This is a genomic window from Jhaorihella thermophila (genome assembly GCF_900108275.1).
GTDB lineage: Bacteria > Pseudomonadota > Alphaproteobacteria > Rhodobacterales > Rhodobacteraceae > Jhaorihella > Jhaorihella thermophila.
In genome coordinates this window covers 313,758-338,949 of record NZ_FNVD01000001.1, presented here as the reverse complement: position 1 = coordinate 338,949, position 25,192 = coordinate 313,758, and the positions used below count along the sequence as shown (strand labels likewise).

Annotated in this window: 22 protein-coding genes; 3 read left to right on the top strand and 19 right to left on the bottom strand. The window is 66.0% G+C overall.

Annotated elements, in window-relative coordinates:
• Positions 1–16 precede the first annotated feature (16 nt).
• The 11 genes from C4S70_RS01640 to C4S70_RS01590 form a co-directional block, all read right to left on the bottom strand.
• A complete protein-coding gene (locus C4S70_RS01640; protein ID WP_104006355.1) occupies positions 17–1,132 on the bottom strand; it encodes an NADH-quinone oxidoreductase subunit E in 1,116 nt (371 codons plus the stop codon).
• Positions 1,132–1,512: a hypothetical protein gene (locus C4S70_RS01635; RefSeq protein ID WP_104006354.1), complete on the bottom strand. Its 381-nt coding sequence runs from the start codon at positions 1,510–1,512 to the stop codon at positions 1,132–1,134. The genes C4S70_RS01640 and C4S70_RS01635 overlap by 1 nt, the downstream gene beginning before the upstream one ends.
• 3 nt (positions 1,513–1,515) lie before the next feature.
• Positions 1,516–2,733 carry an NADH-quinone oxidoreductase subunit D gene (locus C4S70_RS01630; RefSeq protein WP_200822701.1) on the bottom strand — a complete coding sequence of 406 codons (1,218 nt, stop codon included), beginning with the start codon at positions 2,731–2,733 and terminating at the stop codon, positions 1,516–1,518.
• Positions 2,733–3,338 (bottom strand): NADH-quinone oxidoreductase subunit C, encoded by a 606-nt coding sequence (locus tag C4S70_RS01625; RefSeq protein ID WP_104006352.1) that lies wholly within the window; start codon positions 3,336–3,338, stop codon positions 2,733–2,735. The genes C4S70_RS01630 and C4S70_RS01625 overlap by 1 nt, the downstream gene beginning before the upstream one ends.
• Positions 3,335–3,868, bottom strand: coding sequence for a NuoB/complex I 20 kDa subunit family protein (locus C4S70_RS01620; protein WP_104006351.1), 534 nt, complete (start codon positions 3,866–3,868; stop codon positions 3,335–3,337). The genes C4S70_RS01625 and C4S70_RS01620 overlap by 4 nt, the downstream gene beginning before the upstream one ends.
• Positions 3,859–4,224, bottom strand: coding sequence for an NADH-quinone oxidoreductase subunit A (locus tag C4S70_RS01615; RefSeq protein ID WP_104006350.1), 366 nt, complete (start codon positions 4,222–4,224; stop codon positions 3,859–3,861). Before C4S70_RS01615 ends, C4S70_RS01620 begins: the two co-directional genes overlap by 10 nt.
• Positions 4,225–4,419: 195 nt before the next feature.
• On the bottom strand, positions 4,420–5,208 hold the full coding sequence (locus tag C4S70_RS01610) for a crotonase/enoyl-CoA hydratase family protein (protein WP_104006349.1): 789 nt from the start codon (positions 5,206–5,208) through the stop codon (positions 4,420–4,422).
• Positions 5,209–5,227: 19 nt separating this feature from the next.
• A complete protein-coding gene (locus C4S70_RS01605; protein ID WP_104006348.1) occupies positions 5,228–6,082 on the bottom strand; it encodes a hydroxymethylglutaryl-CoA lyase in 855 nt (284 codons plus the stop codon).
• Positions 6,083–6,150: 68 nt separating this feature from the next.
• Positions 6,151–8,091 carry an acetyl/propionyl/methylcrotonyl-CoA carboxylase subunit alpha gene (locus C4S70_RS01600; protein WP_104006347.1) on the bottom strand — a complete coding sequence of 647 codons (1,941 nt, stop codon included), beginning with the start codon at positions 8,089–8,091 and terminating at the stop codon, positions 6,151–6,153.
• Positions 8,092–8,167: 76 nt separating this feature from the next.
• Positions 8,168–9,772 (bottom strand): carboxyl transferase domain-containing protein, encoded by a 1,605-nt coding sequence (locus tag C4S70_RS01595; protein ID WP_104006346.1) that lies wholly within the window; start codon positions 9,770–9,772, stop codon positions 8,168–8,170.
• Positions 9,769–11,304, bottom strand: a complete 1,536-nt coding sequence (locus tag C4S70_RS01590) for an AMP-binding protein (RefSeq protein ID WP_104006345.1) — start codon at positions 11,302–11,304, stop codon at positions 9,769–9,771. Before C4S70_RS01590 ends, C4S70_RS01595 begins: the two co-directional genes overlap by 4 nt.
• 197 nt (positions 11,305–11,501) lie before the next feature.
• On the opposite strand from C4S70_RS01590, the gene C4S70_RS01585 reads away from it, so the two are divergent.
• Positions 11,502–12,104, top strand: a complete 603-nt coding sequence (locus C4S70_RS01585) for an OmpW/AlkL family protein (protein ID WP_104006654.1) — start codon at positions 11,502–11,504, stop codon at positions 12,102–12,104.
• 84 nt (positions 12,105–12,188) lie between these two features.
• Here C4S70_RS01585 and C4S70_RS01580 read toward each other — a convergent pair whose 3' ends face one another.
• Positions 12,189–13,352, bottom strand: a complete 1,164-nt coding sequence (locus tag C4S70_RS01580; RefSeq protein ID WP_104006344.1) for an isovaleryl-CoA dehydrogenase — start codon at positions 13,350–13,352, stop codon at positions 12,189–12,191.
• 89 nt (positions 13,353–13,441) lie between these two features.
• Between C4S70_RS01580 and C4S70_RS01575 the strand changes: the two genes are divergently transcribed.
• Entirely contained in the window at positions 13,442–14,779 is a 1,338-nt protein-coding gene (locus C4S70_RS01575; protein WP_104006343.1) for an APC family permease, read from the top strand.
• Here C4S70_RS01575 and C4S70_RS01570 read toward each other — a convergent pair.
• From C4S70_RS01570 to trkA, 5 genes are all read right to left on the bottom strand, one after another.
• Positions 14,739–15,932 carry a DegT/DnrJ/EryC1/StrS family aminotransferase gene (locus tag C4S70_RS01570; RefSeq protein WP_104006342.1) on the bottom strand — a complete coding sequence of 398 codons (1,194 nt, stop codon included), beginning with the start codon at positions 15,930–15,932 and terminating at the stop codon, positions 14,739–14,741. The two genes, C4S70_RS01575 and C4S70_RS01570, sit on opposite strands and share 41 nt — an antisense overlap.
• Before the next feature lie 181 nt (positions 15,933–16,113).
• Positions 16,114–17,385: a GTPase HflX gene (gene hflX, locus C4S70_RS01565; protein ID WP_104006341.1), complete on the bottom strand. Its 1,272-nt coding sequence runs from the start codon at positions 17,383–17,385 to the stop codon at positions 16,114–16,116.
• Entirely contained in the window at positions 17,385–17,624 is a 240-nt protein-coding gene (gene hfq / locus C4S70_RS01560) for an RNA chaperone Hfq (protein WP_104006340.1), read from the bottom strand. Before hfq ends, hflX begins: the two co-directional genes overlap by 1 nt.
• Before the next feature lie 158 nt (positions 17,625–17,782).
• Positions 17,783–19,318, bottom strand: a complete 1,536-nt coding sequence (locus C4S70_RS01555; RefSeq protein ID WP_104006339.1) for a TrkH family potassium uptake protein — start codon at positions 19,316–19,318, stop codon at positions 17,783–17,785.
• 2 nt (positions 19,319–19,320) lie between these two features.
• Positions 19,321–20,697 (bottom strand): Trk system potassium transporter TrkA, encoded by a 1,377-nt coding sequence (trkA, locus tag C4S70_RS01550; protein ID WP_104006338.1) that lies wholly within the window; start codon positions 20,695–20,697, stop codon positions 19,321–19,323.
• A gap of 96 nt (positions 20,698–20,793) precedes the next feature.
• Between trkA and C4S70_RS01545 the strand changes: the two genes are divergently transcribed.
• Entirely contained in the window at positions 20,794–21,282 is a 489-nt protein-coding gene (locus C4S70_RS01545) for a hypothetical protein (RefSeq protein WP_104006337.1), read from the top strand.
• A gap of 155 nt (positions 21,283–21,437) precedes the next feature.
• Here C4S70_RS01545 and ntrX read toward each other — a convergent pair whose 3' ends face one another.
• Positions 21,438–22,850: a nitrogen assimilation response regulator NtrX gene (gene ntrX / locus C4S70_RS01540; protein WP_104006336.1), complete on the bottom strand. Its 1,413-nt coding sequence runs from the start codon at positions 22,848–22,850 to the stop codon at positions 21,438–21,440.
• Entirely contained in the window at positions 22,847–25,075 is a 2,229-nt protein-coding gene (locus C4S70_RS01535) for a sensor histidine kinase NtrY-like (RefSeq protein ID WP_104006335.1), read from the bottom strand. Before C4S70_RS01535 ends, ntrX begins: the two co-directional genes overlap by 4 nt.
• Positions 25,076–25,192: the final 117 nt, after the last annotated feature.

Genomic DNA, 25,192 nt, shown 5'->3' with positions numbered 1-25,192 from the left:
TCACGGCGGGCACTGCCTATTTCTTCTTCGCAGCCAGTTCCCGCGCCTGTTCGATCCAGCCTTCGCGTTCGATCCGGCCCTTGAAGGACAGGCGTTCATCCACCCAGGCCACCTGTTCCGGCGTCCAGGCCGCGATCTGGTCGAAATGATAGAAACCCAGCTCGTTCAGCAGCTTTTCCAGCTTGGGCCCAACGCCCTTGAGCAGCTTCAGATCGTCCGGCTTGCCGTCGCGCGGCGCGCTCAGCGTCTCCGGCTCGACCTCGTATTTCCACTCGCCCTTGCGCGCGGCCAGTTCCTGCTGGCCCGGCAACGGCTTGGAGGGCTTGACCAGCGGCTCCTCGGCCTTGGCTTCGGCGGGCTTCGGCGCGGCGGGCTTGGCCTCGGCTTCGGCGGCGGGCGCCTCGGCGGGTTCGGCGGCGGGGCGATCCTTGAGCCACGGGGTCAGGATCGGCACCTCGGTCCCGTCGATGCGCTTCACCGTATCGCCCAGCTTCACAGCCAGTTCCACGGTGGCGTTATGCTGCGTGCGCCCGCTTTCGAATTCCTTCAGCGCCGTCAGCCCGCCCAGCGGTTCGGCGGCATAACGGCCGTTCTGCGGACCCGGCACCGGCACCTTCCCGGCGGCGAGATCGTCCAAAATCTCCTCGAACCGTTCCGGCGTGAGATCCTCGTAATAATCCTTGCCGATCTGCGCCATCGGCGCGTTCGAACACGCCCCGAGACATTCGACCTCTTCCCAGCTGAACTTGCCGTCGGCGCTCAGCGTATGGGGTTTCTCGGCAATCCTTCGCTTGCAGACCTCGATCAGCGCGCCCGAGCCGCAGATCATGCAGGTCGTGGTGCCGCAGATCTGGATATGCGCAACGCTGCCAACGGGTTGCAGCTGAAACATGAAGTAGAACGTGGCCACTTCGAGCGCCCGGATATAGGGCATGCCCAGGAAATCCGCGACATATTCGATGGCGGGCCGGGTGAGCCAGCCCTCCTGCTCCTGCGCGCGCCACAAAAGCGGGATGATCGCGCTGGCCTGGCGGCCTTCGGGATATTTGGTGATCTGCGCCTTGGCCCATTCCAGGTTGGCGGGCGTAAAGGCAAAGCTGTCGGGTTGTTCGTGATACAGACGGCGGAGCATCAGACTGCGTCTCCTGAAGTGGCCAGCGCCAGCACCGTGATGCACAAGGCACCCAGCGCCAGAAGGCCGGTGATCGTGTGTTTGAAATGCGGCAGCCCGTGGCGGCGATAGACCCAGCCGTCATGCAGCCCCAGAAAGGCGCAGACGGCGTAGAACCAGGCCGCCACCGCGGCATCGCGGTAGACGAGGAAATGGATGGACACGCCGAGCGTGAACAGGAATACCACCACATAGCGCCCGGCCATGACCCGCGGCAGCAGGTCAAGCCGATGGGTGGCGGTTTCCATCGCGGCCTGCGGATCGCGGACGAAGATGACCGCGTAAAAGCCGGTGATGCAAAGCGTCACCACAAGCGTGATATCGATGGCCGTGTCCAGCATCGCTCAGCGGTCGATCTCTCCGAACACCACGTCGAGCGAGCCGATGATTGCGGCCACGTCGGCCAGCATGTGCCCCCGCGTGATGTGGTCGATGGCCTGCAGATGCGCATAGCCCGGCGCGCGGATCTTGGCGCGATAGGGTCGGTTCGTGCCATCAGAGACGAGGTAGACGCCCAGTTCGCCCTTGGGCGCCTCGACTGCGGCATAGACTTCGCCGGCGGGGACGTGGAAGCCCTCGGTATAGAGCTTGAAGTGATGGATCAGCGCCTCCATCGAACTTTTCATCTCGGCCCGGCGCGGCGGGGTCAGCTTGCCGCGGGCCAGCACGTCGCCCCGGTTTTCCGGCATCTTCAGCTTGGCGATCGCCTGCCGCATGATCGAGGTGGACTGGCGCATCTCTTCCATCCGCATCAGATAGCGGTCGTAACAGTCGCCGTTCTTGCCGATCGGCACCTCGAACTCGAACTCGTCATAGCATTCATAGGGCTGCGACCGCCGCAGATCCCATGCCAGACCGGCCGAGCGCGCCATCACGCCGGAAAAGCCGTATTTCATCACCGTATCGACATCGACCACGCCGATGTCGACGTTGCGCTGTTTGAAGATCCGGTTTTCCGTCAGCAACGCGTCGAGATCGTCGAGGAAGGCCGGAAAGGCCTTGCACCATTCGTCGATGTCGTCCAGCAGCTCGGGCGGCAGGTCCTGGTGAACGCCGCCGGGGCGGAAATAGGCCGCGTGCAGCCGCGCCCCGCAGGCGCGTTCATAGAACACCATCAGCTTTTCGCGTTCCTCGAAGCCCCAGACCGGCGGCGTCAGCGCGCCCACGTCCATGGCCTGCGTGGTCACGTTCAGCAGGTGGTTCAGGATCCGGCCCATCTCGCAGTAGAGAACCCGGATCAGCTGGGCCCGGCGCGGCACTTCAACCCCGGTCGCCTTTTCGATCGCGAGCACCCAGGCATGTTCCTGGTTCATCGTGCCCACATAGTCGAGCCGGTCGAAATAGGGCAGGCACTGCAGGTAGGTGCGGCTTTCCATCAGCTTCTCGGTGCCGCGATGCAGCAGGCCGATATGCGGGTCGGCGCGCTCCACGACCTCGCCGTCCAGCTCCAGCACCATCCGCAGCACGCCGTGCGCGGCCGGGTGCTGGGGACCGAAGTTGATATTGAAGTTGCGGATCTTCTGTTCGCCCGTGCGGGCGTCGCCGAAATTGGAACCGTCCATCACTTGGCCTCCGCTTTCTCGTCACCCGGCAGGATGTATTTCGCGCCTTCCCAGGGGCTCATGAAGTCGAACTGACGGTATTCCTGGACCAGCTTGACCGGCTCATAGACCACGCGCTTTTCGACCTCGTCATAGCGCACCTCGGTATAGCCCGTGGTCGGGAAGTCCTTGCGCAGCGGGTGGCCGCGGAACCCATAGTCGGTCAGGATCCGCCGCAGATCCGGGTGGCCGGTAAACAGGATGCCGAACATGTCGAACACCTCGCGTTCGAACCAGTTGGCGCCGGGGTGGACACCGGTGATCGACGGGATCGCCTCGTCTTCGCGGATCGCGGCGCGCAGGCGGATCCGGTGGTTCTGGTACATCGACAACAGATGATAGACCACGTCGAACCGCTTGGGCCGGTCGGGATAGTCCACCGCCGTCACGTCCATCAGCGAGGTGAACCGGCAGGTGCGGTCGTCGCGCAGGAACTCGACGAATCCGACGATGCTCGACGGGGCCACCTCCACGTTCAGCTCGCCGAGCGCGACATCCCAGCCCAGCACGCAGTCGGGGCGTTTCTCGGCGATGTGCGCCCCCAGTTCCTTCAGAGCTTCACTCATCGTACGATCGTCCCCGTGCGGCGGATTTTCCGTTGCAGTTGCAAGAGCCCGTACAGCAGCGCCTCGGCGGTCGGCGGGCAGCCCGGCACATAGACATCGACCGGCACGATCCGGTCCACGCCGCGCACCACGGAATAGCTGTAGTGGTAATACCCGCCGCCATTGGCGCAGGAGCCCATCGACAGCACATAGCGCGGCTCGGGCATCTGGTCATAGACCTTGCGCAGCGCCGGCGCCATCTTGTTGGTCAGCGTGCCCGCGACGATCATCAGGTCGGACTGGCGCGGGCTGGCGCGCGGGGCGATGCCAAAGCGTTCGGCGTCGTAGCGCGGCATCGAGGTGTGCATCATCTCGACCGCGCAGCAGGCCAGGCCGAAGGTCATCCAGTGCAGCGACCCGGTGCGGGCCCAGTTGATGATGTCCTCGGTCGTGGTCAGCAGGAACCCCTTGTCCTGCAGCTCGGCGTTCAGCGCCTGCGTCGCCGCTTCCTTGTCGGCGCCGGCCGCGTTGGCTGTGGTGGTCACTCCCATTCCAGCGCCCCCTTCTTCCATTCGTAGGCAAAGCCGATGGTCAGCACCGCCAGGAACACCATCATCGACCAGAACGCGACATCGCTGAGCACCGCAAAGCCGGTCGCCCAGGGAAACAGCATCGCGATTTCGAGGTCGAAAATGATGAACAGGATCGACACCAGATAGAACCGGACGTCGAATTTCATCCGCGCGTCATCGAAGGCGTTGAAGCCGCATTCATAGGCGCTTAGCTTTTCCGGATCCGGGTTGCGGACCGCAAGGATCACGGCCGCCAGAATCAGGACCGCGCCCAGCGCGGTGGCGATGACGAGAAACACGAGGATGGGGAGATATTCCCGCAACAGCTCTTCCACGAGTGGCTCCTTTCTGGCGCGTGCGCACGCGCGCCGTGACATGCCGAGACATGGCGTGTTGACCTGCGCCTCTCTACTCCCACGCCCCCCATGCCGTCAACCAAGCGCGGGCCGATTCAGCCAAGGTAAATCGCCGAAGTGTAGCGCCGCAAAAACATTCATGTTTTCCAATATGATCCGACCCGCCGTCGGCGATCAGCCCTTTGCCGCCCAGGCCGGCGCGCGCTTGTCGAAAAAGGCGGCAATCCCTTCTTTCGCCTCGTCGCCTTCCCAGCGCTCCACCAGCGCGCCGATCGTCATGTCGATGACCGAGTCGTCGATGCGCGGCCCCAGATCCCGCGTCAGCTTCTTGGCCGCCGCCACCGCGCCGGGCGCGCAGGCAAGATACGGCACCACCTCGGCCTCGACCGCGTCCATCAGCCTGTCGGCCGGCACGGCGCGGGCCAACAGACCCAGCTCCACTGCCTCGGCGGCATCGAAGATCCGCGCCGACATGAACACCCGCCGCGCCCGCGCCTCGCCCATGCGCGCCACGACATAGGGCCCGATCGTTGCCGGGATCAGACCCAGCCGCGTTTCCGTCAGGCCCATCTTCAGCGTGTCCACCCCGACGGTCACGTCGCAGACGCAGGCCATGCCCACCCCGCCGCCAAAGGCATTCCCCTGCATCGCCCCGATCAGAGGCTTGGGCAACGTGTTGAGCGCCTGCAACGCCTCGGCCAGCTTGCGCGCCTCGCGAAACCGGGTGTCGGCATCGGCCGCCATCTGCGCCTGCATCCAGGCCAGATCGCCGCCCGCGCAAAACGTCTGTCCCGCCCCGGTCAGCACCACGACCCGCACCGCGTCATCCGCCGCCAGCCGCGCCGCCGCCGCCATGAGTTCCTCGATCATCCGCCCCGACATCGCGTTGTGCTTGTCGGGCCGGTTCAGCATCAGCGTCGCCACCCCGCGCGCATCGGTGGAAATCGAAATCGTCTCGAACATCGCCTGCCCCCTTTCGGTCTCAAAGTCCACGCATCGCCCGTGCCATGGCCGCCGCTTCCTGCAGCACGGCCATGTCGAGCCCGGTCTCATAGCCCAGCCGCTCCAGATGCGCCGCCACCGCCTCGGTCGCGACATTGCCCGCCGCGCCGGGCGCGTAGGGACAACCGCCCAAGCCCCCCACGGCGGCATCGAACACCCGCACACCGAGGCTCAGCGAAGCGTCGATATTCGCCAGCGCCCGGCCCGCCGTGTCGTGGTAATGCCCCGCAAGCCGCGTCACCGGCACCACGTCGCGCACCGCCAGCAACATGCGCGAGATCGTCTCGGGCGTGCCCTGCCCGATCGTGTCGCCCAGGGAAATCTCATAGCATCCCAGACCGAACAGGATGTCGGCCAGTTCGGCCACCTTTCCCGGCGGCGTCGGCCCGTCATAGGGGCAGTCGGTCACGCACGAGATATAACCGCGCACCGGCAGGTCGATATGCCGGGCCGCGGCAATGATCGGCTTGAACCGCTCGACGCTCTCCTCGATCGTGGCGTTGATGTTGGCCTTGGAAAACCCCTCGCTGGCCGAGGCGAAGACCGCGATCTCGTCCGCGCCCGCGGCAAGCGCGTCTTCATACCCGCGCATGTTCGGCACCAGCGCCGCATAGCGCACCCCCGGCGCGCGGCGGATTCCCTTGAGCACCTCGGCCGATCCGGCCATCTGCGGCACCCATTTCGGGCTCACGAAACTGGCGCATTCGATCCGGGAAAACCCCGCGCGGCTCAGACAGTCCACCAGCGCGATCTTCTCCGCCACGGGGATCTCGCGCTTTTCGTTCTGCAACCCGTCGCGGGGGCCCACCTCGAAAATCTCGACCCGTTCACGCATCTCTCCCGACCCCCTGCTTCTTTCTGGTCACAAATACCCAATTCCCGACACCACCGCGGTCACAAACCTCAGCCGTCATCTTCCAGCCGCACCAACGCAGCGCCGGCCTCGACCTGCGCGCCCTCGGGCACCAGCACCTCGGCCACCACCCCGTCACGCGCCGCCAGAAGTGAATGTTCCATCTTCATCGCCTCCAGCACCGCCAGCCGGTCGCCTTCGTGCACCGCCTGCCCCGGCGCGACAAGGATCGCCTTCACCAGCCCCGGCATCGGCGCCACGACCACGTTGCCGCCCGCCGCCCCGCCCACGTCGCGCTCCAGCGGATCGACAACCGCGAACCGATAGCCGTTGCCCCAGAACACGGTCACCTCGTTCCCGTGCCGGGCCACGCGGGCCTGAACCTTGGTGCCGTCCACCCACCAGATCCCGTCGCGCCGCTCGATCCGGTGCACGATCCGGCCCAGATCGACCTCGAAACAGTCCGGACCCAGCGCCACCACGCGGGCCTCGATCCGCTCGTCCTCATGCTCCAGCGTCACGTCCCAGCCCAGCGCGCCCCAGAGCGAGAACCCGCCCTCGTGCCCCGCGCCGCCGTGCAGGCCCAGCGCCGCCAACGCGGCCACGGTGCGCGCCCGCGAGCAGGCCACCGGCACCGGTGTGAGATCCTCCAGTTCCCGGTCGATCAGCCCGGTATCCACGTCGCCACGAACGAAATCGGGCTGCGCCGCCAGCCGGGCGAGGAAGGACACGTTGGTCACCGTCCCGCCGATATCGGTCCAGCGCAGGGCGCGTTCGAGCTGGCGCAGAGCGGTATCACGGGTGGGGCCGTGCACTGTCAGCTTGGCGATCATCGGATCATACCACGGACTGATCCTGTCGCCGGCCCGCACGCCGCTGTCGATCCGCGCGCCTTCGGGAAAGGCGAGATGGGTCAGGGTGCCCGTCGCCGGCAGGAACCCCTTGGCCGCGTCCTCGGCATAGATCCGCGCCTCGAAGGCATGGCCGGTGATCGACAGATCCTCCTGCCGCGCGGGCAAGGACTCGCCCGCCGCCACGCGCAGCTGCCACTCGACCAGATCGACGCCGGTGATCGCCTCGGTCACGGGGTGTTCCACCTGCAACCGTGTGTTCATCTCCATGAACCAGAACCGGTCGGGGCGCAGCCCTTCGGAGGCATCGACGATGAACTCCACCGTGCCCGCGCCGCGATAGCCGATCGCCTCGGCGGCGCGCACCGCCGCCTGGCCCATGGCGGCGCGCATCTCCCCGGTCATGCCCGGCGCGGGGGCTTCCTCGATCACCTTCTGGTGGCGGCGCTGGAGCGAGCAGTCGCGTTCGAACAGATGCACCGCGCGGGCGCCGTCGCCAAAGACCTGCACCTCGATATGGCGCGGCTTGGAGACGAATTTCTCGATCAGAACCGTGTCGTTGCCAAAGGCGGTGCGGGCCTCGCCGCGGGCGCTTTCCAGCGCGGCGGCGAAATCCTCGGGTCGCTGGACCAGCCGCATGCCCTTGCCGCCGCCGCCGGCGACCGCCTTGATGAGCACCGGATAGCCGATCGCGTCCGCCGCGCCCGAGAGATGCTCGGGATCCTGGTTGTCGCCGTGATAGCCCGGCACCACCGGCACGCCAGCCCGTTCCATCAGGTGCTTGGCCGCGTCCTTGAGCCCCATGGCGCGGATCGCCTCGGCAGAAGGGCCGATGAAGGTGAGCCCGGCGGCCTCGACCGCCTCGACGAACTCCGGGTTTTCCGAGAGAAACCCGTAGCCGGGATGGATCGCCTGGGCGCCGGTATCCCTTGCCGCCCGGATGATGGAGTCGGCGCGCAGATAGCTGTCGGCGGGGGCCGGGCCGCCGATATGCACGGCGGCATCGGCCATCTGGACATGTTTCGCGCCGGCATCCGCGTCGGAAAAGACCGCGACGCAGCGGATGCCCAGCCGCTGGGCCGTCTGCATGACGCGGCAGGCGATTTCGCCGCGATTGGCTATGAGGATCGTGTCGAACATGGCGCTGGTCCCTTGTCGGGCGGTGGAACCGGGGGCCAGCCCCCGGACCCCCGGAGTATTTGAAGCAAGATGAAGATTACATGCGGAAGACGCCGAAACGGGTTTCCGGGATCGGAGCGTTGAGGCTGGCCGAAAGGCTGAGCCATAGCACCTCGCGCGTCTTGCGCGGGTCGATGATTCCGTCGTCCCACAGCCGCGCCGAGGCGTAGAGCGGGTGCGACTGGTGCTCGAACTGTTCGATCGTCGGGCGCTTGAACTCGGCCTCTTCCTCGGCCGACCAGGTGCCGCCCTGCCGTTCGATCGCATCGCGCTTGACCGTAGCCAGCACGCCCGCGGCCTGTTCGCCGCCCATCACCGAGATGCGCGAATTGGGCCAGGTCCAGAGGAAGCGCGGGGAATAGGCGCGCCCCGCCATGCCGTAATTCCCCGCGCCGAAGGAGCCGCCCACTAGCATGGTGATCTTGGGCACGGCGGTGGTGGCCACGGCGGTGACCATCTTGGCGCCGTGGCGGGCGATGCCTTCGTTTTCGTATTTGCGCCCAACCATGAAGCCGGTGATGTTCTGCAGGAACACCAGCGGGATCCTGCGCTGCGAGCACAGTTCGATGAAATGCGCGCCCTTGATCGCGCTTTCCGAGAAGAGGACACCGTTGTTGGCGACGATGCCGACGGGGCAGCCGTTGAGATGGGCGAAGCCGGTCACAAGCGTTTCGCCGAAGCGCGGCTTGAACTCATCGAAACGCGAGCCGTCCACGACGCGGGCGATCACCTCGCGAATGTCGTAGGGGGTGCGCAGGTCGGCGGGGACCACGCCGAGGATCTCTTCGGGGTCGTAGGCGGGGTCTTCGGGCGACTGGAACTGCACGGTCCGCGGTTTCGCGCGGTTCAGCGAGGCCACGGCGCGGCGGGCCAGCGCCAGCGCGTGGGCGTCGTCTTCGGCGAGGTAGTCGGCCACCCCCGACAGGCGCGTGTGCACGTCGCCGCCGCCCAGGTCTTCGGCGCTGACCACTTCGCCGGTGGCGGCGCGCACCAGCGGCGGACCGGCGAGGAAGATGGTGCCCTGTTCGCGCACTATGATGGTGACGTCCGACATGGCCGGAACATAGGCGCCGCCCGCCGTGCAGGACCCCATCACCACCGCGATCTGCGGGATGCCCTTGGCCGACATGTTGGCCTGGTTGTAGAAGATGCGGCCGAAATGGTCGCGGTCGGGGAAGACCTCGTCCTGGTTGGGCAGGTTGGCGCCGCCCGAATCCACCAGATAGATGCAGGGCAGATGGTTCTGTTCGGCGATTTCCTGGGCGCGCAGGTGTTTCTTGACCGTCATCGGGTAGTAGGTGCCGCCCTTCACGGTCGCGTCGTTGCAGACGACCATGACCTCTTGTCCGTGCACCCGGCCGATCCCGGCGATCAGCCCGGCGCAGGGCGCGGCGCCGCCATACATGTCATGCGCCGCCGTCGCGCCGATTTCCAGAAACGGCGAGCCGGGATCCAGCAGGTTCGCCACCCGCCGCCGGGGCAGCAGTTTGCCGCGCGCCACATGCCGGTCGCGCGCCTTCTCCCCCCCACCCGCACGCGCGGCATCGGCGGCCACGCGCACCAGCTCGAGCGCCTCGAGATGCGCGGCGCGGTTTTTCTGGAAGTCCTCGGACGAGGGCAGCGCCCCGGATTTCAGTTTCATCGCTGTGCCTCCGTTTCCGCCGCCGCGCGGCGTTTAAGCTCCTTGCGGATCACCTTGCCCGTCACCGTCATCGGCAGGCTATCGAGAAATGTGATTTCCCTTGGGTATGAATGGCTTGCAAGCCGTTCTTTGACATATGCCTGCAAATCCGCCTCGGTCGCGTGCGCCCCCGGTTTCAGCACGACATAGGCCTTGACGATCTCGGTGCGCAGCGGATCGGGCTTGCCCACCACGCCCGCGGTGGCGACCGCCGGATGGGTCAGCAGGCAGTCCTCGATCTCGGCGGGGCCGATGCGGTAGCCGGCCGAGGTGATCACGTCATCCTCGCGCCCGACAAAGCGCAGATAGTCGCCGCCCCAGATGCCCCGGTCGCCGGTCACCAGCCAGTCGTCGCAGAACTTTTCGGCGGTGGCCTGCGGGTTGCGCCAGTATTCCAGCATCATCGAGGCAGAGCCGCGCCGGATCGCGATGTCGCCTTCGCCGGACGCGGGCCGGCCGGTGTCGTCGATCACCGCAACCTCGTGGCCCGGCACCGGCTTGCCGATGCAGCCCGGGCGCGGCGGGAAATCGGCGGCGCAGGAGCTGACCACCATGTTGCATTCGGTCTGGCCGTAGAATTCGTTGATGGTCAGACCAAAGGCGCGGCGGCCCCAGTCCAGCATTTCCGCCCCCAGCGGCTCGCCCCCCGAGGCGACCGAACGCAGCCCCGGCAGGACCATGTCCGCCGCCTTGAGCATCCGCAGCGCGGTGGGCGGGAAGAACACGTTGCGCACACCGCCCCGGCGGACGATGTCGGCGCAGCCTTCGGGGGTAAATTTCTCCATCCGCGCGGCGGCCACGGGGATGCCCAGCGCCAGCCCCGGCATCAACACGTCGAAGAGGCCGCCGATCCAGGCCCAGTCGGCCGGGGTCCACAGGCAGTCGCCCGCGCGCAGGTGGTCGTGGCTGATCGACACGCCCGGCAGGTGGCCGGTCAACACCCGGTGGCCGTGCAGCGCGCCTTTCGGCTTGCCGGTGGTGCCCGAGGTGTAGATCAGCACGGCGGGATCGTCGGGGCCGGTATCGGCAAAGGGCACCGGCGCGCCGTCTTCGCCCGCCCGGTCCACGATCAGCGGCGTGGCCAGGTCGCCCAGCTGCGCGGCGCCTGCCGCGTCGGTCAGGACAAGCGAAAGGTCCGCATCCGTGATCCGCGTGCGCAGGGCGTCGCGCTGGAACAGCTTGAACAGCGGCACCGAGATCGCGCCGATCTTCCAGATTGCCAAGTGCGCCGCCGCCGTCCAGGGCGATTGAGACAGCAGAACCCCCACCCTGTCGCCCGGCGCCACCGCGCGCAGCAGCCGGCGGGCCAGCGCGTCGGTCATGGCGGCGAGATCGCCAAAGGTCACGTCGCGCCGCGCCGCCCCGGTCAGGTCGATGATGGCCAGCCGATCCGGCGGCTGCGACAGGCACTGCCGCGCCATGTTCAGGCGGTCGGGGATGTCCCATGTCCCGTCCGCCCGCAGACCGGGGAGAGAGGCGGAGAAACCGGTCATGCGGCCCTCCGGTTGACGCCGCGATGCAACACGTAACGATCCTTTCTGCGGGAGAATCCAGCGATGACCATATTTTTATGCCGACATTTCAACATGTTGCCGCTTGGTAACATTGGGCAAACTTGATCCAGATCAGTGCTGCGACCGCGAAAACATGCGAATCTCCGCATGCAAACATCAACAAGGACGCAACACCCATGAAACGCATGACCAAGGCTCTGGTTCTTTCCACCGCGATGGCCGCCCTGGCGGCCCCTGCCCTTGCCCAGTCCCAAGGCGACTGGACCGTCGGCATCGGTGTCGGCCACGTGAATCCCAAATCCAACAACGGCACGCTGGCCGGCGCAAGGGCGACGGTGGATTCGGACACGCGCCCGACGTTCACGGTGGAATACTTCATCCGCGACAATCTGGGCGTCGAGCTGCTGGCCGCGACGCCGTTCAAGCATGACGTCAAGCTGGGCGGCGCCTACGCGGCGACGGTCAAGCACCTGCCGCCGACGCTGTCGTTGAACTATCACTTCCCCACGCAGTCGGCATTCAAGCCCTTCATCGGCGCGGGCATCAACTACACCACCTTCTTTGACGAAAAGTCGCCGCTGGGTAAGGTTCGGCTGGACGATTCTTGGGGCATCGCCGCCCATGCCGGCGTGGATTACCAGATCAGCGACAACGGCGCGCTGCGCTTTGACCTGCGTTGGATGGATATCGATAGCGACGTGAGCCTGAACGGCGCCAAGATCGGCACCGCCAAGATCGACCCGGTCGTCGTGGGCTTTTCCTACATCCACCGCTTCTGATCCCTTTTGCCTTGGCGGGCCATGCCGGCCCGCCGAACGGTTCGGCCCGCGTGTCTCCCTCGGTCGCGCGGGCCTTTTCCTTGTCTACAGCATCTTGCCCACCAGTTCGCGCCCGATCAGCATCCGCCGGATTTCGCTGGTGCCGGCGCCAATTTCCATCAGCTTGGCATCGCGGAAGATCCGGCCCACCGGGTTGTCGTTCAGATAGCCGGCCCCGCCAAAGGCCTGCACCGCCTGATGCGCCACCTTCATCGCCTCTTCGGACGCATAGAGCACACAGGCCGCCGCGTCCTGGCGCGTCACCTCGCCCCGGTCGCAGGCGCGCGCGACCTCGTAGACATAGGCGCGGGCGGAATTCATCGCCGTGTACATGTCGGCGATCTTGCCCTGCATCAGCTGGAAATTCCCGATCGGCTGGCCGAACTGGCGGCGCTCGGCCATGTAGGGCATCACTTCGTCCATGCAGGCGGCCATGATTCCGGTGCCGATCCCCGACAGGACCACCCGTTCATAGTCCAGCCCCGACATCAGAACCGCAACGCCCTTGTTTTCCTCGCCCAGAACGTTTTCGAACGGCACTTCGACGTCTTCAAAGATCAGCTCGGCCGTGTTCGATCCGCGCATCCCCAGCTTGTCGAAATGTGGGCTGGTGGAAAAGCCCTTCATCTCTTTTTCGATGATGAAGGCTGTGATTCCCTTGGCGCCGGCCTCGGGGTCGGTCTTGGCATAGACCACCAGCGTATCGGCATCGGGCCCGTTGGTGATCCAGTACTTGTTGCCGTTCAGCCGGTAGTGGTCGTTGCGCTTCTCCGCGCGCAGCTTCATCGACACCACGTCCGACCCGGCCGAGGGTTCGGACATCGCCAGCGCGCCCACATGTTCGCCCGAGATCAGCCGGGGCAGGTATTTCCGCTTCTGCTCCTCGGTGCCGTTCAGCTTGATCTGGTTGACGCACAGATTGGAATGCGCGCCATAGCTGAGCGACACGCTGGCGCTGGCGCGGGCGATCTCCTCGACCGCGACCACATGGGCCAGATAGCCCATGCCCGCCCCGCCATATTCCTCGGGCACGGTGATGCCCAGAAGGCCGAGTTCGCCCATTTCCTTCCACAGCTCGTTGGGAAAGCTGTTCGAGCGGTCAATCTCGGCCGCCATCGGCTTGAGGCGCTCCTGCGCCCAGCGGTGGACCATCTCGCGCAGGGCGTTGATGTCCTCGCCCAGATCGAACCTCATCGAATGCATGAACATGGGATCGACTCTCCGGTTATTGAACAGTTGTTCAGATAACTACGGCATGTCATGCATCCGATCAAGAGAATTCGAATCCAGTGACCCGCATGCATCATTCCCCTTCAAAGGACTCCGCGCCGCTGAGGTTGCCCGAACTGGTCGCCATCGCGCTGGGCGGCATGGTGGGCGGCGGGATATTCACCATCCTTGGCATTTCGGTCGCCACGGTCGGCGTCTGGACCCCGGTCGCAATCGCGCTGGGCGGGGCGGTGGCGGCGCTGGCGGCCTATTCCTATGTGAAGCTGGGGGTATATTACCGCGACGAAGGCGCGACCTATGCCTTCGTGAAGCGCAGCTTTCCCGGCCACGACTTCTTGGCGGCGCTGATCGGCTGGTGGGTGGTGTTCGGCTACATCTCGACCATCGCGCTTTATGCCTACACCTTCGCGTCTTACGCGATCAGCGGTTTTGCCTTTGCCGACAACGACCTTGTGCGCAAAGTCGTGGCGCTCTCGGTGATCGGGGGATTTCTCGCCGTCAACCTGTGGTCGGTGCATGGCATGGGACGGCTCGAGGATCTGATGGTCTATACAAAGATCGCAATCCTGCTGGTGGTGGCCGGCGTGCTGTGGGGCAACGCCGATGTCGGACTGGCCGAAGCCGCGATTGCGCGGGACGGCTTCCCGCTGCTGGGCATCCTCACCATCGCTTCGGTCACCTTCGTCGCCTACGAAGGCTTCCAGCTGGTGATCAACGCCACCAATGACATGGACCGGCCCGACCGCAACATCCCCCGCGCGATCTACTGGGCGGTGGCGGCGGCCACGACGATCTATGTGGTGCTGGCCATCGGCGCGATTGCCGCGATTCCCTTCGACGACCTCATCGCCAAACAGGAATACGCACTCGCTGCCGGCGCCAGCGACGTGCTGGGACCCGTGGGCGAATACTTGGTGATCGCCGGCGCCCTGCTGGCAACGATGAGCGCGATTTCCGGCACCCTCTACGGCGCTTCACGGCAGATGGCCGCGATCGCGCGCGACGGCTACCTGCCGCCGCGGCTGGCCGAACGGTCGGGCGGCATCCCGCGCCTCGCGGTCGCGGCCATGGCCATCTGCGCCATGGGTCTGATCGTGATCGGCAGCCTGCGGCTGATCCTCGAATTCGGCTCGATCACCTTCCTGCTGGTCTGTTTCCTGATGGCGCTGACCAACCACGCCAAACGTGGCGAAACCGGCGCGCACCCCTGGGCGACGGTCCTGTCCATGACCGGCCTCGGCGCGGCGACCGTCCTGATCCTGATCTACGAGGCGCAACACAGCCCCGAGCAACTCGCCTTCGTACTCACCATCTATGCCGTGCTGACGGTCATGGCGGCCGTCTATGCCCACCTTTCGGGGCGGCTCAGGCGACCTGATGCACCGCCGAAACTTCGGCGCGGATGATCCGGGCGATCAGCGCGCAATCGTTCAGGCTGAAGGTCAGCGGCACCCGCATGTCGAGGATCCCCGCCAGCACCCGGTCGGTCGCAGGCATCGGCGCGCTGGGCGCATAGCGCCAGCTGTCATAGCGCGAGGTGAACCCGTGCGGCTCGGGCGCGCCGAACCACTTGAGCTCCACCCCCCGGTCGGCACAGCGCGCGACGACCGCCTGCACCTTCTCCGCCGGCCAGTCGAGCAGCAGGAACTGGAAGGACGAGCCGACGAAATGCTCCGCCACGGGCCGCTCGATAACGGTCAGGCCGGGCGTGCCGCGCAGGCCCTCCTCGATCACGCGATAGCGGTCGTTCCAGCGCCGCACCTGCGCGTCCAGATCGCGCAGCTGCGGCCGCAGGATCGCCGCGCGCAGATGATCCATCCGGCCCGAAATGTTGGGCGTGTCGTATTTCACCCGCTCGAACACCTCCCTGTCCGGCGCGGCAAGGTGGCGGTCATACAGCATGTAGGATCCCGACAAGATGACCGCCCGGGCCGCGATCTCTTCGTCATCCGTCACCAGCAGCCCGCCCTCGCCGGAATTGACGTGCTTGTAGGTCTGGGTGGAATAGCAGCCCACCGCCCCGTGCCGGCCGCTCTTCACCCCGTTCCAGGAAGCCCCCATCGTATGGGCGCAATCCTCGATCACCGTCAGCCCATGGGTCCGGGCAATCTGCATCAGCGCGTCCATGTCGCAAATATGCCCACGCATGTGGCTGAGCATCAGAACCTTCGCTCGCCCCGCCTTGGCCGCCAGATCCTCCAGATCGATGGTCAGCGCCTCGCTCACGCCGACGAATACCGGCACTGCGCCGACGCTGGCGATCGCGCCGGGCACTGGCGCCAGCGTGAAGGCATTGGTCAGCACCGGTTCGCCCGGCGCAACCCCCACCGCCCGCAGCGCCGTGGCCAGCGCATAGCCGCCCGAGGCCACCGCAAGGCAATATTTTGCGTCCATCTGCACGGCGAATTCCCGTTCCAGCAGCGCGACCTCGCCAACCTCGCCGGGGGCTACGTTGTAGCGGTGCAACCGTCCGCTGCGAAGAACCGCCAGAGCGGCCTCGATCCCCTCCTCGGGGATCGGCTCCTGCTGGGTGAAACTGCCTGTGAACCGTTCCGTCATGACAGCCGTTGTGGGCGCCCGCCCCTGCCCGGTCAAGCGGTCATCCGCCGAATTCTAAAACTCTTCATCTTGCCTGAAATACTCCGGGGGTGAGGCCCGCAAGGGCCGAGGGGGCAGCGCCCCCTGCCCGGTCATCCACAAGCGTCGCCGAGGCCGACAGCTCGCCCTGCCCGAACCCGGCCTAAAGCTGCCGGAACCGGGCCTCCTGCCTTGGCGTCCACAGGACCGTCAGATCGAACCCGTCCTCGACCTGGGTTTCGTCCTGAACCACGTCCTGTTCATATAGCCACGCCCTGCGTTTTCCCTCGTCAAAGCCGAGATGAAGCCGCGTCTCGTGTCTTGCGCCCTGCACCAGCTCGCCGATGGCTTGCAACAGCGCATCCACCCCTTCTCCGGTCCGCGCCGAAATGGCAAAAACGGATGGATCCCGCGCCGCCCGTGCCATCACCGCCGCGCGCGCCTCCGGCTCCAGCAGGTCAACCTTGTTCCAGACCTCGATCCGCGGCCGGTCCTCCTCGACTCCCAGAGAGGCCAGGATGGTTTCAACGTCCCGCGCCTGTTCCTCGGTCTCGGGATGCTGGATGTCGCGCACATGCACGATCACATCCGCCGACAGAACCTCCTCCAGCGTGGCGCGAAAGGCCGCGACCAGTTCGGTCGGCAGGTCGCTGATGAACCCCACCGTGTCGGACAGGATCACCTCCGGTCCGTCGGGCAGTTGCACCCGCCGCATGGTGGGATCCAGCGTCGCAAACAGCATGTCGCGGGCCATCACCTCCGCCCCGGTCAGCCGATTGAACAGGGTGGATTTTCCCGCGTTGGTATAACCCACCAGTGCCACGATCGGATAGGGCACCTTGGCGCGGGCCTTGCGGTGCAGCTCGCGCGTCCTGACCACCTTGTCCAGTTGCCGCCGCAGCCGCACAAGCTGTTCGTCGATCGCCCGCCGGTCGGCCTCAATCTGCGTCTCGCCTGGGCCGCCCACGAAACCCAGGCCCCCACGCTGACGTTCAAGGTGCGTCCATGCCCGCACTAGCCGCGTGCGCTGATAGCTCAGCGCCGCCATTTCCACCTGCAACACGCCTTCGCGGGTCCGCGCCCGGTCCGAGAAGATTTCCAGAATCAACCCGGTTCGATCCAGGATCTTCACCTTCCAGCGCTTTTCCAGGTTGCGCTGCTGCACCGGCGTCACCGGCCCGTCGATCAGCACCAGTTCGATCCGATGTTCGGCAAACCGGTCGCCGAGTTCCTCGATCTTGCCCGCCCCGAACAGATATCCCGCATGGGGTTTCGGCAGCCGGACGACCTCGGCTCCGATCACGTCGAGACCGGGCAGCGCCGCCGCCAGAGCGACGGCCTCTTCCAGCGCGCGTTCAGGATCGCGGCGATGCTTTTGGGTTCCGATGTCAGGATGCAGCACCCAGGCCCGGGTGCGCTGCGCCTCATGCTCCATCAGGCGCCGTCGTCACCTTCATACAGGCTGATCGGCTGAGACGGCATCACGGTCGAGATCGCATGCTTGTAGACCAGTTGCGACTGACCATCCCGGCGCAGCAGAACGCAGAAATTGTCGAACCATGTGATCACGCCCTGAAGCTTGACGCCGTTGATGAGGAAAATCGTGACCGGAACCTTGGTCTTGCGCACGTGGTTCAGGAAAGCGTCCTGAAGATTCTGTCTGTCCGAAGCCATTTGCTGAAAATCTCGCCTTTTTCTGGTCTGGTTCTTCTCGTTTCTTGTCCGTATCGCACCGCCCCGCGGCGCGCCCCTTCAGGCGGAGTATGTCGCGGAGTGCACGGATATTCCACCAGAAAAAAGCAAGAGACGCGGGGGCATTTTCACGTCATGGGTCAATTCCGCCACAGATCGGGCGTCAAAAGCGCGACGATCGCCAGCGTCTCAAGCCGCCCCAGCACCATCGCCGCGCACAATACCGCCTTGGCTCCCGCGCCCAGTTCAATCAGCCGAACCGGCGTATCCATCGCCACCTCGATCAGCGGCCCGGTGGTGGACAGCGTGGCGACCGCCATGACCACCGACTGTTCGAAGCCCACGCCAAGGGCGGCCAGAACGGTCGTCACCAGCGACAGAGACAGCGCGAACAGCATGAAGAATACCCAGGCGATGAACGCCCCGTCGCGCCGGAACCGCCGGTGCGAGGGATCCCCTCCGCCCACCGAATGGGGATGGACAAGCCGCTCGAGCTCGCGCGCGGAACTGAGATAGAGGACATAGACGCGCAGCAGCTTTACGCCGCCCGCCGTGGTCGCCACGCCGCCTCCGACCAGCGCCAGCCCCATCAAGATCAGCCCCGGCGTTCCCATGCCCGACCAGCTTTGCGCCGCGCCCCAGTCGGCACTGACGAAACCGGTCGTGGTCAGAAAGGACAGAACAGTGAACACCGCGCCCCAAAGCGCCTGAAGCGGCTCTGCCCCGCCCTGACTCGCGGTCGCGATGTTCAGGGTCGCCAGCCAATGGCGCAGAAACAGCAGCGCAGGCACCCCCACCACGATCATCAGGCCAATGCGGAATTCGGGATCCTTGTCCAGCCGGGCATAGCCGCGATTCGCGGTGTCGCTGGAAAAGGTCAGACGCGACAGCGCAAAGAACATGAACAAAAACAGGATCGCCTCGCCCGTCACGCCCGAGGCGCTGCCGGACAGGCCGCCCACCGGCGAAATGCCCGACGTCGCCATCACGGACATGGCGTGGGACAGCCCGGTCAGGGCGCTTTCCCCGGCGACCATCAGCAGCACCCAGACCACGACCGTCAGCCCCGCATAGACAGGGGTCAGAACCACCGTGGTCCGCACCACCCGGCGCATCGGGTCCGCCCGCGCGATCGCTGCGGCGTTGTCCGAGCTGCGCCCCGGCTGGCCCCGCGCGGTGATCTCGAACCCGCCCAACGACAGCGGCGCCAGAATGGCCCCCGCCGCGATCCACATCACCAGCCCGCCCAGCCAGCCGACCTCGGCCCGCCACAGGTGGATCGACGCATCCAGCCGCGCGGGGTCGTCGAACAGGTTCGCTCCCGTGGTTGTGATCGCGCTGACCATGTCGAAATAGGCGTTCACGAAGCTCGTCGTTCGCATCGCGTCATGCAGCGGAATCGCAAGAAAGGCCGGAAGCGCCGCGAATACGGCGAACAGCACCAGAAGCTGCCCCAGCGCCCCCCGCCTTGACCGGCGCCCCCGCAGCGCCAGCGCGATCATCGCCACGCAGATCACCCCCAGCAATCCCGAATAGAAAAACGACCGGGATACCGCGTGATTGTTGCGAATCAGGGCATGGGCCGCCGGCAGCCACATGGCCAGCGAAAAGACGCCCCACACCTGCAGGGCCAGCGGCATCCAGGCCGCATCGTCGTATTTCCCGATCCGCGACATGGTCAGAAATAGTCGATCGAGACTTGCAGCAGGCGTTCGACCTCGCGCACGTCGCCGGCCAGCGAAAAGATCGCCAGAACGTCGCCCTTCTCGATCCGCAACTCGCCCACCGGACGCAACACCTCCTCCCCCTTGCGCACCGCGCCGACCAGAACGCCTTCGGGAAAGTCGATGTCGCGCAGCCTCTGCCCGGCCATGGGCGAGGTGTCCATCACCTCGGCCTCGATCACCTCGGCCTCGTTGTCGCCGATCGCATAGACCTGCCGCACCTTGCCGTGCCGGACGTGCCGCAGGATCGAACTGACCGTGGTTGCACGCGGGTTGATATAGGCGTCGATCCCCAAGGGCCCCGCCAGCGGCACCAGCGAAGGTTCGTTGATGAGCGCGATCGCAAGCGCGCAGCCCTCGGCCTTGGCGCGCACGGCCACCAGCATGTTGGTCTTGTCGTCGTCGGTCACGGCCAGCAGCGCATCGACCCGGTCCACGCCCGCCTCGGTCAGCAACTCGCTGCTCAGCCCGTCGCCATGCAGCACCACCGTTCGTTCCAGCTGCTCGGCCGCCCGTTCGGCCCGCGCACGCTTGGCCTCGATCACCTTGACACGCGTCCGGTCCGGGGACTGCTCGAGCCGCCGCGCCACGTCAAGCCCGACGTTCCCGGCTCCGACGATCAGCACGCGATCCCGGTTCTTTTCCTTTTTTCCGAAGATCTCCAGCGTTCTCCTCACGTCGTCCGCATGACAGAACACATAACAGTCATCGCCCGCAAACAGCTGGTCGCCCGGTTCGGGGGCAAACAGCGTACCCTCGCGCCGGATACCGACCACGATCGCGCGCAGCGTCGAAAACAGATCGGTCAGCTGCCGCAGCGGCGTGTTCGTAATCGGACAATCCTCGTCGACGGTGATCCCCAGCAGCTGGGCGCGCCCGCCCATGAAGGATTCGGTGTCAAAGGCTGATGGCGCCGACAGCCGGCGCATCGCGGCGGCCGCCACCTCGCGCTCGGGGCTGATCACCACGTCGATGGGCAGGTGCTCCTCCTTGTAGAGGTCCGACTGCATCGCCTTCAGATAGGCCTGCGCACGCAGCCGGGCGACTTTACGCCGGATCCGGAACATGGAATGGGCCACCTGACAGGTGACCATGTTGACCTCGTCCGAATGGGTGGCGGCGATGATCATGTCCGCGTCCTCGGCCCCCGCGCGCCGCAGCACGTCGGGATAGCTGGCGAACCCCGCCACCCCCTGCACGTCGAGCGTGTCGGTCACGCTGCGGATCAGGTCCTCGTCCTTGTCGACGATGGTCACGTCATTGTCCTCTCTGGACAGCTGCCGGGCGATCTGGCCGCCGACCTGGCCGGCGCCGCAAATGATGACCTTCATGGCTCTCGGTTCCCTTGTGCCCGAACTGGAATGACAGAAGGGCCGAGCCGGGTCAATTCCGTTGTCTTGCACCGCAAGCCGAGGCAACATGAGGCCATGAAAACGACAGCAATCCCCGCCGTTGCCCTGCTCGCACTTGCCGGCTGCACGGACGTCACCTTCTATCACAAACCCGGCGTCGCGGTCGGCCGCGCACAAACCGACACCACCGATTGCGAAGTCGAGGCCCTCCAGAAGGCGCCGGTCGCCAACCAGATCCGGCAGGAACCGCCGATCTACTATCCCGGTCGGACGGTTTGCGACCCGTCCGGCAACTGCTGGACCACGCCCGGATACTGGGTCGAGGGCGGCATCTACACGGTGGACGTGAACCGCGAACTGCGCGCACGCGTGATGGACATGTGCATGGCCGGCAAGGGCTATGCGCCCGTCACCTTGCCGCGCTGTTCGCCAAATGTGGCGGCATCGGTGCCCAAACGGCCGACCACGACGCTGCCGCAACTGACCCCGCAAAGCTGCGTGATCCGTCACGACGACGGCAGCTGGCAGATCGTATCGCCCGTGACCGCCTCAAGCCAGGGCTGACAGCCCGCATCGCGCCAATCCGCCCCGTCGGCCCCCTCCCGTTTCTTCATCTTGCCTGAAATACTCCGGGGGAGCGCGAGGGGGCAGCGCCCCCTCGCCCCGGCCGGATCGGCCCCGCCGATCCGGAACATCGCCCCGAAAACCTGCGCCGGACCCTACTCGGCCGCCTCGACCGCTTCGCTCACCCGCGCCACGCGCGCACCGGCCTTGTTGGTGGTGACGACGCCCAGCGACTTCAGCTTGCGGTGCAAGGCGCTGCGCTCCATGCCGACAAAGGCCGCGGTGCGGCTGATATTACCGCCGAACCGGTTGATCTGCGTCAGAAGATACTCGCGCTCGAACGCTTCGCGCGCCTCGCGCAGCGGCAGGGCGGCCAGCTTGCCCGAAAGAACCACACGTTCCCCATCCGTCTCCGCCCCCTCGTCGCTGGGCAGTTCGGACGCCTGGATCGGCCCGCCCGGCTCGCCCAGGATCAGGACCCGCTCGATCAGGTTGCGCAACTGGCGCACGTTGCCCGGCCAGCGCATGGTCTGCATAAGGGCCATTGCCTCTTCGCTCAGCTCGCGCAACGGCAGGCCCTGATCGGCGTGGAACTGCCGGATGAAGTGGCGCGCCAGAACCGGAATGTCCTCCCGCCGCTCCTCCAGCGACGGCACCCGGATCGGCACCACGTTCAGCCGGTGATACAGTTCCTGCCGGAACCGCCCCGCCTTGATCTCTTCCTCAAGATCGCGGTTGGTGGCCGAGATCACCCGCAGATCCACCCGCACCTTGTCCGTGCCGCCGACGCGCTGGAACTGCTGCTCGACCAGAACCCGCAGGATCTTGGACTGGGTGCCCAGCGGCATGTCGGCGACCTCGTCAAAGAATATGACGCCGCCATGCGCCTCTTCCAGCAGGCCCGACTCGATGCCGCGGTCGGCGGTTTCGCGGCCGAACAGCACCTCTTCCATGCGCTCGGGTTCGATCGTGGCGCAATTGACGGTGACAAAGGGCGCATTGGCTCGATTGGAATTGGCGTGGATATAGCGCGCGGCGATTTCCTTGCCCGACCCGGCCGGCCCGGTCAGCATTACCCGGCCGTTGGATTTCGTTACCTTGTCGAGCTGAGACACGAGCGCGCGGAACGCCGCGGATTCCCCGATCATTTCGGAGGTCGTCACCTCGCGCCGTTTGAGCGCGCTGTTCTCGCGCCGCAGGCGCGAGGTTTCCATCGCGCGGCGGATCACTACCAACAGCTGGTCGATGTTGAACGGCTTCTCGATAAAGTCATAGGCGCCCTGCTTGATCGCAGCCACGGCGATCTCGATATTGCCGTGGCCCGAGATGATCACCACGGGGATGTCGGGATTGTCGCGCCGCACCTTCTTGAGGATGTCGATCCCGTCCATGTTGCTGTCCTTCAGCCAGATGTCGAGGATCAGCAGCGCCGGCGGTTCGGCATTGATCTGGGCCATGCATTCGTCGGAATTGCCGGCCAGGCGGGTCGTATAGCCCTCGTCCTCGAGGATGTCCGACACCAGTTCCCGGATGTCGCGTTCGTCGTCAACAATCAGAATGTCACTCATCTCGTACCTGCTTTCACCAATCGTTCTTTCTGCTGCTCGGTCGGGGCGCCGGGCTCGGCGGTCTCCTGCCGCGACGATACCGGCAGACGGATCACCGCCATCGCGCCTGCATGGGTGCATCCGTCGAATATCGGGGCATCCTCGAGCGAGAGGCTGCCGCCATGTTCCTCGATGATCTTCTTGACGATCGGCAGGCCCAGGCCGGTGCCCTCGTCACGGGTGGTCACATAGGGTTCGAACAGGCGCGCCCGGTCTTCGGGCAGGCCGATCCCGTTGTCGGCGATCCGGATCTCGCACTGACCGCCCTCGTCGCGCATCTCCACCCGTATCTCGGGGCAATAGCCCTCGGGCGCTCCCTTCTGCCGCAGGCTCTCGATCGCTTCGCCCGCGTTCTTGATGAGATTGGTCAGCGCCTGCGAGACCATGGTGGCGTCCACCTCGGCGATGACCGGATGATCCGGCAGATCCGGGGCGATCCGGACCTCGGGCTGGCCGCTTTGCTGCAATGTCACCGCGTCGCGCACCAGCCGGGTCAGATCCTCGACATGGCGGTCCGGCTCGGGCATCCGGGCGAATTTGGAAAACTCGTCCACGATCCGCCGCAAATCGTTGGTCTGCCGCACGATGACATCGGTCATCGATTCCAGCTTTTCGGCATCGTCGCCCAGGCGCGGGCCGAACTTGCGCCGGATCCGCTCGGCGCTGAGCTGAATGGGGGTGAGCGGGTTCTTGATCTCGTGCGCGATGCGGCGGGCCACATCCCCCCAAGCCGCCATCCGCTGGGCGCTGACCAGATCGGTCACGTCGTCAAAGGCCACCACATAACCTTCGAGCTGCCCGTCCACCTCGCGCCGGGTGCTCATCCGCACCAGAAGGATCTCCATCCGCCCCTGACGCGACACGCGCACCTCGCCCTGCACGGTTTCGCCCGGACCTTCGCGCAGGGCCTCGAACAGCGGCCCGAACTCGGGCACCGCCACCCCCAGCGCCAGCGACTGTTCCTCGCCGGACCAGCCCAGCAACCGCTCGGCCGAGCGGTTGACGAAGGTCACCCGCCCCTCGGCATCCAGCCCCACCACGCCCGACGTCACCGAGGACAGCACCGAATCGAACAGCCGCCGCCGCTGTTCGATCTGCCGGGTGGTGTCCAGCAGCGACTGCCGCTGCGCCTTGAGCTGCCGCGTCATCCGGTTGAAATAGCGCCCCAGCATCGCGATCTCGTCGTCGCCGTCCTCTTCGCGGATCTGCACGTCCAGATCGCCGCCGCCGACCTTTTGCGCGGCCATGGTCAGCTGCCCCACCGGCCGCGACAGCCGCTCGGCGAACCACATCGCCAGCCACAGCGCCGCCAGCACCAGTATCAGCGCAAAGCCCAGATAGAGCAGCCCGAACTCGAACAGCACCCGGCCGCGCTCCCTCTCGAGCTGGTGATAGAGCTGCACGGTCTGCTTGGTGTCATCCAGCAGGCTCAAAATGCTGCCGTCCACTTCGCGGCTGACATAGAGATAACGGTCAAGAAAGGCATCCAGCCGCACCAGCGCGCGGAATTCGTTGTTGTCCCAATCCTTGATGACGACCAGCCCTTCGTCCCGGGCCTGTTGCAACTGATCGGGGGGCGGGCGCTCGTAGTCGAAAAGATAGGATCGTTCGCCGCGGGCCCGGATCTCGCCGGTGCCGTCAATGATATAGGCCTCGCGCAGGCCGCGCTGGATCTGGCTCTGCCCCTGCGCTAGCACCACGCGCAGTTCCGCATCCGAAATGAAGAATTCGGCCCGCCGCCCGCTGTCGAGAAACCGTGCCAGCGCGGTCGCGTCCTCGACCAGACCGTCGTATTTCTCCTTCTCGTAGGCCTCGGCGGCGGCCACCGAAGCCCCCAGCGCATCGCGCACGCGCTCCGAAAACCAGCCCTCGAGCCCGATGTTCAGGGTCAACCCCGCAAAGACCGCGACGATCACCGTGGGCGCCAGCGCCAGCAGCGTGAACACGCCCATCAGCCGCAGATGCAGCCGAGATCCGGCCGACCGCGCCCGGCGGGCCGCGACCAGCCGCATCACCTGCACCAGTACCAGCGCCGCCAGCACCAGAACATAGACCAGGTCCGCCAGAAGAATGATCCGCAGCGCCGGAGCCGAGGCATGCAGGTCGAAGGGGCCAAGGGCAAGGAAGGTGGCAAGCGCCAGAAGCGGCCCCAGGATCACCAGACCCAGCGTGCCGATGTTTCGCATCCGCCGGGTTCTGCGCCATTGGCTCAGAGCCGGGAATAGCCCTTGCTGTGACCGGGTTGCCACCTGCGTCCCTCATCCTGATGTGCCGCCGAAACGGCCAACCGCCATATTTCGTGG

What these genes read in the sequence shown, in the direction of transcription:
- C4S70_RS01595 (WP_104006346.1), bottom strand. Translation starts at nt 9,772, where the DNA reads ATGAAACTGAAATCCGGGGCGCTGCCCTCGTCCGAGGACTTCCAGAAA.
- C4S70_RS01535 (WP_104006335.1), bottom strand. Translation starts at nt 25,075, where the DNA reads ATGCGAAACATCGGCACGCTGGGTCTGGTGATCCTGGGGCCGCTTCTG.
- trkA (WP_104006338.1), bottom strand. Translation starts at nt 20,697, where the DNA reads ATGAAGGTCATCATTTGCGGCGCCGGCCAGGTCGGCGGCCAGATCGCC.
- C4S70_RS01590 (WP_104006345.1), bottom strand. Translation starts at nt 11,304, where the DNA reads ATGACCGGTTTCTCCGCCTCTCTCCCCGGTCTGCGGGCGGACGGGACA.
- C4S70_RS01640 (WP_104006355.1), bottom strand. Translation starts at nt 1,132, where the DNA reads ATGCTCCGCCGTCTGTATCACGAACAACCCGACAGCTTTGCCTTTACG.
- C4S70_RS01620 (WP_104006351.1), bottom strand. Translation starts at nt 3,868, where the DNA reads ATGGGAGTGACCACCACAGCCAACGCGGCCGGCGCCGACAAGGAAGCG.
- C4S70_RS01555 (WP_104006339.1), bottom strand. Translation starts at nt 19,318, where the DNA reads ATGTCGCGGATCGGGAAATACGACGATGCGGCCTGGATGCCGCTGGCC.
- C4S70_RS01625 (WP_104006352.1), bottom strand. Translation starts at nt 3,338, where the DNA reads ATGAGTGAAGCTCTGAAGGAACTGGGGGCGCACATCGCCGAGAAACGC.
- C4S70_RS01610 (WP_104006349.1), bottom strand. Translation starts at nt 5,208, where the DNA reads ATGTTCGAGACGATTTCGATTTCCACCGATGCGCGCGGGGTGGCGACG.
- C4S70_RS01635 (WP_104006354.1), bottom strand. Translation starts at nt 1,512, where the DNA reads ATGCTGGACACGGCCATCGATATCACGCTTGTGGTGACGCTTTGCATC.
- hflX (WP_104006341.1), bottom strand. Translation starts at nt 17,385, where the DNA reads ATGGAGCATGAGGCGCAGCGCACCCGGGCCTGGGTGCTGCATCCTGAC.
- hfq (WP_104006340.1), bottom strand. Translation starts at nt 17,624, where the DNA reads ATGGCTTCGGACAGACAGAATCTTCAGGACGCTTTCCTGAACCACGTG.
- C4S70_RS01585 (WP_104006654.1), top strand. Translation starts at nt 11,502, where the DNA reads ATGAAACGCATGACCAAGGCTCTGGTTCTTTCCACCGCGATGGCCGCC.
- C4S70_RS01605 (WP_104006348.1), bottom strand. Translation starts at nt 6,082, where the DNA reads ATGCGTGAACGGGTCGAGATTTTCGAGGTGGGCCCCCGCGACGGGTTG.
- C4S70_RS01545 (WP_104006337.1), top strand. Translation starts at nt 20,794, where the DNA reads ATGAAAACGACAGCAATCCCCGCCGTTGCCCTGCTCGCACTTGCCGGC.
- C4S70_RS01630 (WP_200822701.1), bottom strand. Translation starts at nt 2,733, where the DNA reads ATGGACGGTTCCAATTTCGGCGACGCCCGCACGGGCGAACAGAAGATC.
- C4S70_RS01570 (WP_104006342.1), bottom strand. Translation starts at nt 15,932, where the DNA reads ATGACGGAACGGTTCACAGGCAGTTTCACCCAGCAGGAGCCGATCCCC.
- ntrX (WP_104006336.1), bottom strand. Translation starts at nt 22,850, where the DNA reads ATGAGTGACATTCTGATTGTTGACGACGAACGCGACATCCGGGAACTG.
- C4S70_RS01600 (WP_104006347.1), bottom strand. Translation starts at nt 8,091, where the DNA reads ATGTTCGACACGATCCTCATAGCCAATCGCGGCGAAATCGCCTGCCGC.
- C4S70_RS01580 (WP_104006344.1), bottom strand. Translation starts at nt 13,352, where the DNA reads ATGTTCATGCATTCGATGAGGTTCGATCTGGGCGAGGACATCAACGCC.
- C4S70_RS01575 (WP_104006343.1), top strand. Translation starts at nt 13,442, where the DNA reads ATGCATCATTCCCCTTCAAAGGACTCCGCGCCGCTGAGGTTGCCCGAA.